Genomic DNA, 13,747 nt, shown 5'->3' with positions numbered 1-13,747 from the left:
CTACCAGATACCTTGTGGTCAACATTACTGCGGTGACGGTGTTCACTTTAGGTGGGTTTGGAACTTGATGAATTACTGCTAAGGTCTATATTTCAGTAGCACACGGTTTCACTGGTGTTGGCGCATTTTTGAAAGCGGCTGGCTCAAATTTAAAAGTGGTTCAGACATAAATAATTGCCAGTAAAATACAAAGAAGTCATAGAACTGTATAAAGAATGTGCTATAAAAAACAAAGGAATATGAAAATAACACGGTAAGAACACACAAAAGGAAGCCTCATGTTTGTGCCCAGCATACTTTTAAAGCAACTCTATACACGCGCGAGTCTTACTAAGACAGATAAAGGCTTATCTTTTTCTCTGAAAAACAGATTGAAAGACGCAACCATTAAAGAAGTAAAGTGGATATCTCTTGATGGCGAAAAAATTCCAGAGCATAAAATTTCACTCCAGTTAACTCCCGACTCCAGTATTTCCGTAGAAGCATTAAATAAATCAGACGGAGAGCCCTTTGGCTTACGTCAAACCATTACCGTGCATTTAGATATTGATGAAGCGCCGTGCCCAGAAAAGCGAAAACTGGGTATTTGCTTTTCTGCTTCGCCTTTTGGAAAGCTTAAATTTGAAGTGGAAGACAATATTACTGCGCCAGGACAACGCAGCGCTTTTATTCCTCGTGACGACATGGATGACTACGGCGAAAGTATTATAAAAACACGCCAAGAATATTTCGAAAGCGCCACCGGAAAGAAAATTGATCACGTAGGTAAGTACTCAATCGATCCGCAAGCACTTAAGGGGAATATTGAGCATTTTATTGGCGTGGCGCAGGTTCCTATCGGTATTGCAGGGCCGTTGAAGATAAACGGAGAGCATGCACAAGGGGAGTTTGTCGTGCCGTTAGCGACAACCGAAGGTACGCTGGTGGCATCGTATAACCGAGGCATGAAGCTGCTTAACATGAGCGGTGGCGTAACGGCAACGGTCGTCGACGATGCTATGCAGCGAGCCCCTGTATTTATTTTTGAAAATGCACGGGGTGCCAGAGATTTCGTTAAATGGATTAAAGCAAACTTTGAGAAGATTAAAGAAGAAGCAGAAGCGACCTCAAGTGTTGCTAAGCTGACGTATATCGACCATTTCCTATCGAACAAATTTGCGTTTTTGCGTTTTAACTTTAAGACCGGTGACGCAGCGGGTCAAAACATGGTTGGACGTGCTACCTTCGCAGCATGCGGGTGGATACTCGATCATTATGAGGGGATAGAGAATTTCTACCTTGAGTCTAACTTTGCCACAGACAAAAAGGCCTCTCAAATAAATATTATGCGTACCCGTGGTAAACGGGTGACAGCTGAAGCCACTATTAAACGCGAACATTTATTAGAAGTAATGCGCGTAGACCCCAAACAGATAGATTATCACGGCCGTGTAGCTGGCGTAGGATCTTTCTTGTCTGGTGTGAATAACACGGGTCTGCATTCACCAAACGGTATTACTGCTATGTTTATCGCCACAGGGCAGGATGTTGCAAACGTATCTGAATCGTCGGCGGCAATGATGTATTCAGAATTAACAGACGACGGTGACCTGTACGTGTCTATTACCATTCCATCGCTCATCGTAGCGACGTATGGCGGTGGTACAGGAATAGGTACACAGCGCGAGTGCTTAGAGTTGCTGGATTGCTACGGGCGAGATCGCGTGTATAAATTTGCAGAAATTGTGGCGTCTGTGGTATTAGCCGGAGAGATATCACTAGCATCAGCCATTAGTTCGTCAGACTGGGTGTCGTCACACGAACAGTATGGCCGAAACAGATAAAACCTTGGCCAACGAGGCGATTCATCGGCCAATAGAGACTAAAAATATTGGCCGATGAAAGCGCCGCGGTTTCGCTTCGCTACCGCCTGCATAAATGCACTAAAGCGCTGTGCGTTTCCATTACTTCGGCTAAAGCCTACGCCGTGTATACGAATAACAGGCTGTCCATTAGCACCTTGGTTAGCTTGGGTAATCTGACTTACAATCTGATCTAAATTCGGCCTTTGATAATCATCACCAAACACATAAAGACTCACGCGCCCTTTGGTGTTTTTATACAGTTTGATGGCTTTAAGGATCCCCGCTTCAGGCTGGCTTGCCCCTCCTTTAAAGCTCTTCATTTGGCTCATTGCGGTATCTCTCATTGTTTGTCTGTCATCTAGCCATTGCCCAGCTCTACTGGAAAACATAAAGCTTCCGTCAGCAGACATAATCTGAAAACCTTTCATTTTAGGATGGTTTTTCAAAATGTCGTTTACGACGGTGATCACGCGATTCCAACCACTGCCAGAGGACATGGAACCCGAGTTATCGATAGCAAAAATAACGTACTCAGCATCGGTGGGAATTCCACCAACATCGTCGTCAGGCGTATCTGTCGGATTCGGCGTATTTAACATAGCGGTTGCCTGGCGTATTTCGTTACGCAGCGACGAAGCTTTGTCTTTCAGTTGATTAATGGTTTGTTGTGCGCGTGGTATCGATGAGTCTAAATTGTCTTTCTGTTCCGTGACGGAAGCAGTTTTGCTTTGTGCTGCTTTCAGTTCTTGTAGCTTATCTGACAGTGCGCCTTTGAGCGTTTCCACATCAACTTGAGCCTGTAATACCTGGTCAATAAGAACGCTTACGTTACTAGGGCCGCGCTCGGTGTCTTCAGTACCGTTTTTGGCCAGAAGCACCAGCATGACTACGGCGCCGAAAGCACAGGAAATTATGTCAAGAAAGGCAATGTTGAATACCTCAACGGGGGCTCGTTGAATTTTGCGCATTAAGGCCACTCCGGAGCAGGTGATAGGAAAGTGCCGCTCGTTGCGCGGGTCCATTCCCAGTACATAGGTGAAGCAAAAGGATCGCCCTCAATGGGCAGCAAAATCACATTGTAATGCACGCCTTTCTTAGCGCGCTTAACGGTTTCAACAAATAAGGTCTTACGGCAATCTGATGAAATTGACTTTTTACTACTAATGAAGCTTTTGCAGCTCATAGGTAGTCCGTCACCCAAGGTAGGAAGGCCATCGGTGACAATATACACATCGGTGATGTTTGGGTTAGCCTTGAATAAAATGCTTAAACCTTCTTGAAGGTTTGTTCCTCCATTGGGGACGACGGCACCGAGGTCTTTAACTATGGCGTTCATCGAGCCGCTGACTTTGGCACTATTTACATCACGAAGGCCTAGTGTGGTAGCGGTGTCTGAAAAAGTCACTACGGTGACTCTTGATTCTAAAGGGACTCGCGCGAGCATCCATTGGGCTACCCGTTTGGTGCGTATCCACTTCGGCGTAGAGACCTTCTGGCTATCACTCAACGCTAACTTGCCTAAAATATCCACCAAGTTGTCGCCCATCATTGACGCACTTTTGTCAATTAGCAGACCTATTTCCGGGCCCTCTATTTTCATGCCAGTGATGTAGTTCTGTTCGCCGGTACCTTGCATTTGAATGTTGGCTGACTTTTCTACTTCTTTAGACAATGCGGCTAGCTGGTTTTCAAGATCAGCCACTACTGCCATTTCAGTAGACATATCTTGCAGTAGTTTTGACTGGTCTTGCGTTGTATCTGCTTGCGCTTGCTGAGCATCGTCTTGCTTCGCTGACTCAAGGGCAATTTTATCGTTTAATTCGTCAATCGACTTTTTGAGTTTTTGTTGTTCTTGCTCTGCGGCGGCGAGTTCCTGCTCTAATTTTTCTTTCTCTTCAGTTGGTGTAGGTGTAAACGCTTTAAAGTCGACCAGAATGAAAATAAGAATAACCGCGCCAAGGCCACAGGCCATAACGTCTAAAAACGCCAGGTTAAATCCGTCTTCGGCTTTACGCACTTTAGGCATTACTGTCTCGCCTAATTAGTTGTGAAGGTGTGACAGAAGGTGGTGTTCACAAGACTCTTGTGTGCGAATTACCATAGTGTCTTGGCGACCATTTAACAGGTGCATTAACAACATTAATATAAGCGATATAAAAAGCGCCACGAGAGTAGAGTTGAACGCAACGCCCAGCGAAGCCGTCATTCCCGCTATATCACCATCCAGGGCTGCGTCTGCTTGCGCAAGGGCTGCGCCAATACCGCGAACAGTGCCAACGAAACCAATCGAAGGGATAGCCCAAATAATGTAGCGAATCACGTTATTACCACTTTCAAGCTGGGCAGCAATATTTTCTACCGAAGCGTGGATTGCATCGGCAGCATGCTGCACGTTCTGTGTGTTTTTAAAGCGTCTAATGCAGTTTATCCACGTGCTGTATGCGGGGGTGTCGCTATAAGATGAAGACGAAAGCTCATCTAACGCTTTATCTACATTTAGTGGCGTATCTTTGTTGTGCTCAGGCAGTAAGTCTCGTGAGTAAATCTCTTCTTCATCCAGCAGCTTCCAAAGTTTGTAAACCATTAGGAAAATGCAAAACAGCATCAGTGAGATACAAACCTGTTGCTCGATATCTTTAAGAATAACCCAGAAAGAGGATAGGGACGCTGTGCCAGCCGTTGCCATGACTTTTTCGGCTGCGGGGCGAATAAAACCGGCAAATAGAAAATGTACCAAGGCAAATATAAATAGAAAGACCCCGCCACTTACAAGAAAGCTGGGGTTCATTGACAACGTATTCTCTTTATTCATCATCATTCCTTGATAGTTAAATGTTAGTTGGAAAGTCTTGCGGCGAATCTAACGATACAAAGTACGCACTTGCGGTGCCCGCAATGGCCAACAATACTGCAGCAATGATCAGTTTCTTTTTCATATTAATTCTCGTATCTCGCTATGCGAAAGCCTATATCGTCAGCAGGTTCAGTCTCACCGCTGCGCACGCTTGCGCGAATATTTTTAAGCCGACCCGTTTGAAACGACGCGCCTTTTACTACGTGTTTACCTTGTCCAACAGGGCCTAGGTAGTCGGCAAAAGTACCAGACTGGTTTGATGGTGAATTCTGGTAAACATCGTGGACCCACTCACGCACATTGCCATCTAAATCGTAGAATCCACCGCGTTCAGCTTTGAACGAACCAACAGGAGCTTTGTCGGCAAATCCGTCATCGTAGTCTTTTAAAATAAAGGTCTGTTTCCCACTTAGCGACGCATCAGCGAAGTTGCCTTGCTTATCGCGAAGCCTAAACTGATTACCCCAAACAAAGATTGTTGGTGATGCTCGGCGATTCATTTTTGCAACGAATTCCCACTCGGCTTCCGTAGGTAAACGATAGCCTTTCGAGGTTTTATCAATACCGGTTACTCTGCCATTTTGAACAACATAAAACGGTGTTAAACCTTCCTTCTCGCTTAGCCAATTTGTAAACGCAACCGCATCACTCCACGAAACATTCGTGATCGGTAGCTTGCTGCTAGGCCCTTTCCCTGCGAACGCGGCGAACTGCGCCTGAGTAACCTCGTGATTAGACATCCAGAATTTACGCGAAAAAGATACGTCTCTTTGCGTTTCATTGCGCTGGCGATCCTTTTCGTTTGCAGGAGAGCCCATAGTGAAGGCTTTGGGTGTAACAAGCGAAAGTTGAATACCCAGTGTATTTGCAAAAAGCGGCTTACCTTCACGCCGTCTTGCTTCAAACTCTGTAAGCATATCAGCGTGTACTTTCACCGGCTTGTTTGCACTAGGTGTAATAGTCTTGGTAACACTGCGATATCCTTCACGTTCGAATGTTACTGTGTGCGGTAAAGCTTGAAGCGTTAAATTAAGCGGCGTTTGACCTTTAGGTGAACCGTCGATGAAAACTTTTGCACTTAACGACGCGCTTATATTCACTTGTCCTCGCTCTTCTTGAAGGTTGAAGGTAAGCGCTTTGTTCTCGCCGGGAGCTAGCGTGATCCGCTGGCTTTGTGAAATGAATCCGGTTTTTTCATACTTGACGATATGTGGCGTATTCGCATCCACACGAGATCTTGTATCAGTCGGTTTATTATTTACTGTAAGTACGCCGCCTTGAGGGTCTGTCGAAACTGTTATCTGTGCTTGAAGGGGTTGAAGGTTATAGTTTCTTGTCGGGTTAGGGCGTTGGCTAGTGACTTCAATGGTGTCTTCCAATGGCTCTAGCCCTGACTTCGTCACGACAATTTCGTACTTACCGCCATTCATATTAATAGAAAGTGGCGTGACACCCATATCTTTACCGTCAAGGGAGACATTGGCACCAGAAGGGCTTGAGTTTATGCTAATTGCGCCCTTAACTGGAGAAAGTGAAATAACTTGTTCAATTTCCTGCGCGATATCTGCATCAAATTGGATCTCACCCGTTTCATAATGCGGATGACTGGCGCTCGCTCTGTAGCTGCCCTTTTTTAATTCCGTTACGTAGGTTCTCGATACCGCTACTTTCTCAGCGTTTAAATGCCAGGTTATTTCACTCAATGAAGGGGAGGTTGATAGGGTGACTTTTGCCGGTAAAGGAACGAGCGTAACATTAATAGTGCTTGGCGAATTGTCGTTAATAACAACCGTGGCATCTTGATATTTTGGGGCCGAAACCTGGACTTCAGCATGGCTACCAAACACGTAAAGCTTGTCACTAATGAACATCGCACTACCACTTAAAACAGCAAATTGCGGATTTTGTGCTGCACGTTCTGGAGAAACTGCAAAGGCATAACCTTTGGTAAGAAACAGCCAGCCAAAATAAACAACGAGAACGGCGGCCAGTCCTATTAATGAAGCTATAGCAACGCCCTTTCTTCGCTTCTTTCCTTTGGCAATGGCGTCATCAATACTGCTCACTGGATAGGTCCTTATACTTTTTCAGTACATACAATATGTACTGATAGGTTGGTGTCTGACGGTGAAACTACAATCTCTTGAATGGTTGAGCGATAACCCTCGCGGCTCCCTTCAATGCGATATGTACCAGGTTTCAGCTGAATGGTTTTTGTTTTTACTTCCCCCACGAGGCCTACTCCAAGTACCTTAATATAGGTATCGTTATCCGACGTTATTGTTACGGATCGGGGCTGATTGATATTGTCGATCACTTGCTCAAGTGAAAATATTTGGGCACGCAGTTTTGCGCTTTTTTCTGCATGTGAACCTGCTCGCGCAATGTCTTTAAGGGCTAGATTTCTGACGTTGTTATCCGATAAACGTTCTGGCCGCCTTTGGTAAGCGCTCAAGCTTTTTTCTGCATCGAGTATGGCTTCGGCATTTTGCTTTGCCTCAAGTAAAGCAGGGCTGACTGGAAAGCTAGCGAGGCCTTTATTTGCTAGCAGCTTTACGGTTTGCCATTCATCTGCGCTGACAAACAAGGCGACTTGATTTTCAATTTTCTGCTGCTCTTGTGAAGCAACTAAAGACGCGAGCTTTTTACTAATGGTGGCAAGCTCACTGCTTGAAGCTTTTAGACTTTTGGCGTCATTGAGGAATTCTGCGGCAGCAGGGTAGTCACCTTGCTCGATAGCTCGATTTGCCTGAGCTAGCAGCGTATCAAATCGGCTGTCTTGCAATTGCCGGTTAATAGCATCAAGTGCTTGCTGTGCGTCCTTACGGGCAGGATCTAACTGTACTATTTTTGCGTACGCTTCGCGCTGTTTGCTGATGTTGTTTTCGACCTTACCAATGCGTGCCTGCTCGTAGGCGTCTTGCACCTCATCAAATACATCAATGCGTTGCTGCAAAATGTTAGCTTTTTCGAAATCAGGGTTTATCGTTAACGACGTTTTATTTAGGTTAAACGCGCTTGAAACATTCCCATTATTGAAGGCAAGGAGGGCGTCTTCATAAGGTTGAGTGTAGGCGTTTTCGTAGTCAGTATTTATTGTGTCAACTGAGCTCTTTATATCATCCAGTGCATTTATAACTGCGCCGTAGTTGGATGCGCCATACTCATTAAACGCAGTATTCAACTTGCGCTCAACTTCACTCGCTTTTTCTAGGAACATCTGGGAGTGTGAAACGCGACTAACCAAGTCGTTTACACTTTGTTTTGACTCGCTAAGCGCCATTTGAAGGGCTTTTCGTTCTTCTTCATTAACTTCCACAGTGGGTGTAGCTTTTGCGGTTTGGGGTACTGCTGTTGTGTCATCCGTGGCGTCCGTAACGTTCGATGTGACAGTAGGCATATATGAGATAAGGAGTACGCCTGCAACGCCTATCAACATGACCAGTGAAAAACCGAGCAGTGACTTTTTTATGAGTGCCTTTTTCTTTGCTCTGCTTTGCTCTATTTGTTGCTCAACGCTTGGCATGCGTAACCCTTTACTCTCTAACTTAACAATAGAATAGATATCTTATTTAATGGTTTTGATAACACCAACGACTGGGCTTATAGCGCAGTCATTGGTGTGGATTCCATGTCATAGATATCTTTAAGGCGAGCGCGAAGCTGGTAGTATTGTTCGCTTGCTGTGCCTTGAAGCTCAATTCGTTGATTGTCTATTTCAACAATTTGATCGGCTACCTGAATATCAAGGTTTTGCCCCATTTCATCGAATAGATCCCGTTGGGCGTGAAGCTCTTTGTTAGTTTTGATTGCTTCACTCAGTGTGCCAATTGCGGCAATACCAGCACCTGCCGCGGCTACTTGACCAGCCGTTGAGCTAGAGTTAGAGCCTAAAAGCACTGAGGCGACTGCGAATAACCCTGCCGTGACTTGTTGTGTGGTGCGTTCTGCTTCAAGTTCTCTGATTTTCTTGGCTTCAGGAAGTGTCTCTTTCTGGTACTTACGGTATGGCTCTTCAGTGGTTACCCAAAAAGAATCATAGGTTTCTTGAAGGCTATCTATAAATTGTTCATCTTTCGCCTGTATGGCGCGCACGCGACGAAGCATTGGATCGCTATCTGAAGGCGCACTTACTAGCTCAATCTCACCTCTTCTGCCTTGAGTAAGGTATTGGCTAAACGACTCAGGGCTATACATTTGTGCGTAGCGCAGGTCTGACACCATTTGCACTTCTTGCTTGTAGGCATCGGATTTCTTTATAAGCAAATCATAAACGAATTTTGCAATTTGCTCGAAAACTGGGCCGTTAGGGTTTTCGCCGCGAGACATGGCATCGCGATACCAGCCTTCACTTACGCGGTATTCAAATTCTTCTTCACCCCATACTGTGTTTTTAGCGTCCATCACTTTCACGCCAATTTCTACAGTTTCAGTATCTGAGTAATTAATTTTGCCCAGCACGTAAACATCGGCAAGTGCAGAAGCATCTGGCGTTACGTTAATGCTGCCGAAAGATTTGGTTTCACCTAGGGCTTCTTTGGTTGCGATTGCAAAGCGGTTAGCTTCTAAGCGACGCACTTGAGGCCAAATCCCTTCCTCTTCTATTTCATCGTAATCGATAGTGCCATCACGTTCTGTTGGAAAGCCCGGGTCAAATACAGGTATGGCAACATCCATATAAATTTCGGAGTTGTAGTTGTAGGTATTTTTTTGCGCGCCTAACGCCTGACCGCCCCCTGGGCCTACCATAGATGGTCCTACACTGGTGACATTAGTCTGCGTTGAGCCACATCCGCTCAAGAGTATAAACGATGCTGTTGCGACCACGGTAAACAGGGCCTTGGGTTTAAATGAAGACATATCCTTTCCTTCCTCTGATTTTTTATTTACAACCGTATTGCTCTTTTAATGCTTGGAAATGCGCCTTTTCAGACTCAGTTGTTGCTCCTTGCAAGCCGGCAATTACGGCGTCACATACCGCTGAACTTCCACCTTTCGCTTGCCCTCCAATAGACTGTTTTGAAGGATCTGAACTTGAAGTGGTTGTTTGTGTATTCGTCGATGATTCTTGAGACTCAGTGCTGCTTTGTGAGCTAGACTGCCCAGCGCCTGCCCCCGAAGATGATGTGCTCGAGGTATTACCCGCACCAGCGCCTTGCCCGGCACCTTGACCCGCCGCGCTAGCTACGCTTTGTGCGCTCGATTGTGCCGCTGCGTTCATGCATTCTTCGCTTTGGTTTAGTGCGCCAAATAAGGAGTCGTCTAACGCTTGTATTTTTTCCGCTTCTGTCATCGTAGATAGATCTTGTTCGCCAAAATCGAGAACGGCGCAATCTTGATAATAGGTAGGGGCTTCGCTCGTTTGAGCGCCAGCTGAAGCAAAAATGAGTGCGTTAAGCAGTAATGCTAGTGGCAAATAATACTGCATGGCGAATAAGTCCTTTTAATCTGATTTGGGGTGGTTCATATATTACCCTCCATCCTTAAAGCAGTTATACCACTCTTTTACTTAAGACTAAACTCAGTTTTAAACATGCACAGGTAAGTTTTCATATTCAGAAAATAAAAAGCCGACGAAACAGGAAGCTTTCGTCGGCTTTAGCGTTGGGTTAATTAAGGCCTACTAGTTTATGTTATTTATTACTACAGGACTTTGGACGCAGAATTAATGCTCCCAATGATAGTGGTGCGCTTTCGCTTCCACATCATCTGCCGTTTGTTGCGGCATAAAGGTGGCATTGTCTTGTTCAAAGAAAAACGGTTTGCGTTTTTTCTTACTGCCCACTTCGTTCATGGTGGCCGACTCGTATACGCGTCCATTTAGTACAGTGTATTCTACGAATTCACTCTTTCTAATGTCGCTTAATACGTCGCCATCAATCACCACTAGGTCAGCAAGTTTACCTTTTTCGATACTGCCAAGATCTTTGCCCATACCTAGGTGTTTCGCGCCATCAATAGTACCGCCGCGTAGCGCTTCCCAAGGCGTGAAGCCGCCTTGTTCCATGATCCACAGCTCCCAGTGAGCAGCTAAGCCTTCACGCTGTCCGTGAGCACCAATATGTACACTGACCCCATTATCTCGGAGCTCTTTGGCGTAGCTTGCTACGTTTTGGTGGTTGTACTGATTTTCTGGCGCAGTAGGTCTGCGGATCGCACGGCTATCTAGAATCGTCGACGGCGTATAACGAAGAAGACGCGGGTTCTTCCACACTTCAGTTTTGTCGTACCAGTACTCTTCACCCATCATGCCGCCGTACGACACAACAAAGGTCGGCGTATAGCCAAACTCAGTGGCTTTCCACAGTTGAGTGACGTCGCTGTAGCCTTTTTCCACAGGAATGCTGTGCTCAAGACCCGTATGGCCATCTACCAACATAGTCAGATTCTGCTGAAGCTTACCGCCTCCTTCAGGCACTACCATCATCTCTTGATTTTTTGCTGCCCACAGCACTTGCTGGCGCTGATCGCGACGGGGCTGGTTGTAGCTTTTCACTGAAATAGCACCGGCTTCTTTCAAGCGCTCTACGTGGAAATAGGCATCTTCATAATTATTGATAATCGCTTTGTAACCTAGTCCTTCTGCACCGTATAAAATCGTGCCGGTGGAGTAGATACGTGGCGCAACAATATCGCCTTTACGCTGTAATTCTGCCGCAGCAAAAATTTCTGTCGTGTCGTTTGAAGGATCATGAATGGTTGTTACGCCGAACGACACATTCGAGTATTGACTCCAGTTTTGCTGAGGGATAATCTCATTGCGGCCCTGCGAGCCGTGAGCGTGCGCATCAACAAGCCCTGGGATAATGGTTTTTCCCGTGGTGTCTATTTGCATTGCATCATCAGGAATGGTCACATCACCACGTTTACCCACTGCTTCAATGCGGTTGTCTTTAATCAGCACAACGCCATCTTCAATCACCTCTTGGGTGTTGTCGGCATCGCGCATGGTTACCACTTTACCGCCAACCAAAGCTTTGTAACCAGATGGCTTGTCAGCTTTAGTGGTAAACGACAAATCCATACCTTCAGCTACCGGCTCAGGCAGCGTTTCCGCTGCGCCATCAACAAAGGCAAAGGCTTCATCAAGTGAACGGCTAAATAGCGTAGGGCCGTTAAACCAGCTAAGGGTTTTGTTGTCAGGCGACCACGTTAAGTATTCACCTGCACGGCTTGAGAGCTGCGTTACCGGCAGTGAGGTCATGTTCGGGCCTATGGTGATGCGCTTGCCATTTTCGACAAACGGCGCCACGTACGTTTTGAACTGGTAAACAAACGCAACCCATTTCTTATCGTGTGAAAGTTTGTACTCACTTACTTTATCTGCACCGTAAAGGTGAGTTCGCTTGTCGTTACCCTTAAGGTTAACGCTTGAAAGCTGGGTTTCGTAGTAAGCTTCGCCGCCCGCTGATTCGGTGAAATACACTCGGTCGTTGTTACCCGCGAAATGCGCGTTGTAGCCGCCATCAGAGACTTTTTCTACGGTGTCTTTTTCAAGATCTGCTACGTAAATTCCCGGCTCAACCGAGTATTTGGGGTCTAGTAAGTAGCCGCCCGTAAACTTGCGGAAGACGACTTTCTCGCCATCGGCAGAGAACGATGGCTCAATGTAATGACCTGGCTGCTGGGTAACAACCTTTCCTTTCCCGCCACGAGCAGAAACCACGCGAACGGTGCCTAGGTCTTGGTCATTCCATGTCGTATAAACAATCGACTTTCCGTCGTTAGAGAAGCGCGGATAGTATTCGTCATGGTCGTTTTGTTTCGTTAAACGCTTAATTTTGCCAGATTTAACGTCGCGCACATAAAGTTTACCTAACGCTTGGAAGAGTACGGATTTACCGTTGGGCGACATTTGAGACCAGCGGATCATGCGAACGTCAAATTCATCAGGTGCGACATCTACGTCAAAGCGTAACGCATCGGCAAATTTCACCGTGCCTTCAACGGTCACGTCCATGGTACTGGTGGTTTTATCTTTCACGTTGATAGTGTGGAACTTACCGCCTGTCCAATATACGATTTCGCTGCTGTCTGGCATCCAGTCGAAGTAGGCAAAGTAACCTTCCGAACCAAAGCCTTCCTGCATATCTCGCTCTAGTTCTAACGTCAGTGGTGTTTCTACACCTGTCTTGATGTCTTTAATGAAAAGCGCGGTTCTATCTTTAACGCGACGCACAAAAGCGATGTATTTACCATCAGGTGAAGGCGTAGGAACCACAGCGCCGCCCGTACCGCTAATATAGCGGCTCTCTTCGCCGGTTTCGCGGTCGTAGCGAGTGATAGCAAAAATGCCTTCTAACGGGTCGCGGTTATATTCAAAGCGGGCGCCCGGAACCGTATTTTCGGTAAAGTAAATATACTTGCCGTCATGAGAGAATACAGGGTCAGCAATGTTTTGTTGGTCGCGCTTTCCGCTGTTACGAGCTTTAATTTGTAGGCCGTCACCACCTGATTTGTGGTACATCCAAATCTCGCCCGCAGGAATACTACGGCTAGACATGATGCCTTTGGTTACCACTAGGTATTCGCCGTCTGGGCTCCATTTAGGAGAGTGGATAAGATTGCTTTTCTCTTTGGTTACCTGACGAAGATTACTACCGTCAATGTCCATAACCCATACGTTACTTAACCCATCTTTATCCGAGATAAATGCGATCTGTTTACCGTCTGGAGAAATTGAAGGGTGAATATTCCATGCGAAGTCTTGGGTCAGCGGGGTCGCATCGCCACCACTCATGCTCACTTTGTACAAGTCACCCAGCATGTCAAAAACCATAAACTCGCCGTTTGGTGCAACGTCTAAGCTAGACCACGTGGTTTCGTTTGTTTTGATAGTGACTTCGTTTAATGCATAAGGTGGGTTGCTGACTTCCCACGTTTCAAGCTCGGATTCTGTTTTTTCTTCACTGTCGTTTTGGGCGTATAAAGTAGGTGCGACGCCCAAGCCCAGGGCGCTTACTAGCGTGATGGCCAGTAAACTTTTCTTTGTCGTTATCATAATTGTGTTTCCAACCGCTTGTTATTTATTTTCTGTCTACATCAGAGT

At 46.1% G+C, this 13,747-nt stretch carries 9 protein-coding genes; 1 reads left to right on the top strand and 8 read right to left on the bottom strand.

The genetic code is table 11. From position 1 onward, the window contains the following. Positions 1–278: 278 nt before the first annotated feature. Positions 279–1,823 carry a hydroxymethylglutaryl-CoA reductase gene (locus MASE_RS17115; RefSeq protein WP_014950960.1) on the top strand — a complete coding sequence of 515 codons (1,545 nt, stop codon included), beginning with the start codon at positions 279–281 and terminating at the stop codon, positions 1,821–1,823. A 38-nt stretch (positions 1,824–1,861) separates the two neighbouring features. Here the strand turns inward: MASE_RS17115 and MASE_RS17110 are convergent, their stop codons facing one another. From MASE_RS17110 to MASE_RS17075, 8 genes are all read right to left on the bottom strand, one after another. After that, positions 1,862–2,812, bottom strand: coding sequence for a VWA domain-containing protein (locus MASE_RS17110; protein WP_014950959.1), 951 nt, complete (start codon positions 2,810–2,812; stop codon positions 1,862–1,864). Next, positions 2,812–3,870, bottom strand: coding sequence for a VWA domain-containing protein (locus MASE_RS17105; protein ID WP_014950958.1), 1,059 nt, complete (start codon positions 3,868–3,870; stop codon positions 2,812–2,814). Before MASE_RS17105 ends, MASE_RS17110 begins: the two co-directional genes overlap by 1 nt. 15 nt (positions 3,871–3,885) lie before the next feature. Next, positions 3,886–4,656, bottom strand: a complete 771-nt coding sequence (locus tag MASE_RS17100) for a MotA/TolQ/ExbB proton channel family protein (RefSeq protein WP_014950957.1) — start codon at positions 4,654–4,656, stop codon at positions 3,886–3,888. Positions 4,657–4,781: 125 nt separating this feature from the next. Then, a complete protein-coding gene (locus tag MASE_RS17095; RefSeq protein ID WP_014950956.1) occupies positions 4,782–6,764 on the bottom strand; it encodes an SUMF1/EgtB/PvdO family nonheme iron enzyme in 1,983 nt (660 codons plus the stop codon). Between the two features lie 11 nt (positions 6,765–6,775). Continuing rightward, a complete protein-coding gene (locus tag MASE_RS17090) occupies positions 6,776–8,224 on the bottom strand; it encodes a tetratricopeptide repeat protein (protein WP_014950955.1) in 1,449 nt (482 codons plus the stop codon). Between the two features lie 77 nt (positions 8,225–8,301). Then, positions 8,302–9,558, bottom strand: coding sequence for a hypothetical protein (locus tag MASE_RS17085; protein WP_014950954.1), 1,257 nt, complete (start codon positions 9,556–9,558; stop codon positions 8,302–8,304). Positions 9,559–9,580: 22 nt separating this feature from the next. Then, complete coding sequence (locus MASE_RS17080) at positions 9,581–10,126, bottom strand: hypothetical protein (protein WP_014950953.1); 546 nt, start codon at positions 10,124–10,126, stop codon at positions 9,581–9,583. Positions 10,127–10,363: 237 nt separating this feature from the next. Beyond that, positions 10,364–13,699, bottom strand: a complete 3,336-nt coding sequence (locus MASE_RS17075) for an amidohydrolase family protein (RefSeq protein WP_014950952.1) — start codon at positions 13,697–13,699, stop codon at positions 10,364–10,366. Between the last annotated feature and the right edge of the window lie 48 nt (positions 13,700–13,747).

The sequence above is a fragment of the Alteromonas macleodii ATCC 27126 genome (genome assembly GCF_000172635.2).
In the GTDB taxonomy this organism is placed as follows: domain Bacteria; phylum Pseudomonadota; class Gammaproteobacteria; order Enterobacterales; family Alteromonadaceae; genus Alteromonas; species Alteromonas macleodii.
This window is presented reverse-complemented; position numbering and strand designations above follow the sequence as displayed.

Bases quoted from the DNA above. Each gene is read 5' to 3' on its own strand.
- MASE_RS17115 (WP_014950960.1), top strand. From the start codon at position 279: ATGTTTGTGCCCAGCATACTTTTAAAGCAACTCTATACACGCGCGAGT.
- MASE_RS17110 (WP_014950959.1), bottom strand. From the start codon at position 2,812: ATGCGCAAAATTCAACGAGCCCCCGTTGAGGTATTCAACATTGCCTTT.
- MASE_RS17105 (WP_014950958.1), bottom strand. From the start codon at position 3,870: ATGCCTAAAGTGCGTAAAGCCGAAGACGGATTTAACCTGGCGTTTTTA.
- MASE_RS17100 (WP_014950957.1), bottom strand. From the start codon at position 4,656: ATGAATAAAGAGAATACGTTGTCAATGAACCCCAGCTTTCTTGTAAGT.
- MASE_RS17090 (WP_014950955.1), bottom strand. From the start codon at position 8,224: ATGCCAAGCGTTGAGCAACAAATAGAGCAAAGCAGAGCAAAGAAAAAG.
- MASE_RS17085 (WP_014950954.1), bottom strand. From the start codon at position 9,558: ATGTCTTCATTTAAACCCAAGGCCCTGTTTACCGTGGTCGCAACAGCA.
- MASE_RS17080 (WP_014950953.1), bottom strand. From the start codon at position 10,126: ATGCAGTATTATTTGCCACTAGCATTACTGCTTAACGCACTCATTTTT.
- MASE_RS17075 (WP_014950952.1), bottom strand. From the start codon at position 13,699: ATGATAACGACAAAGAAAAGTTTACTGGCCATCACGCTAGTAAGCGCC.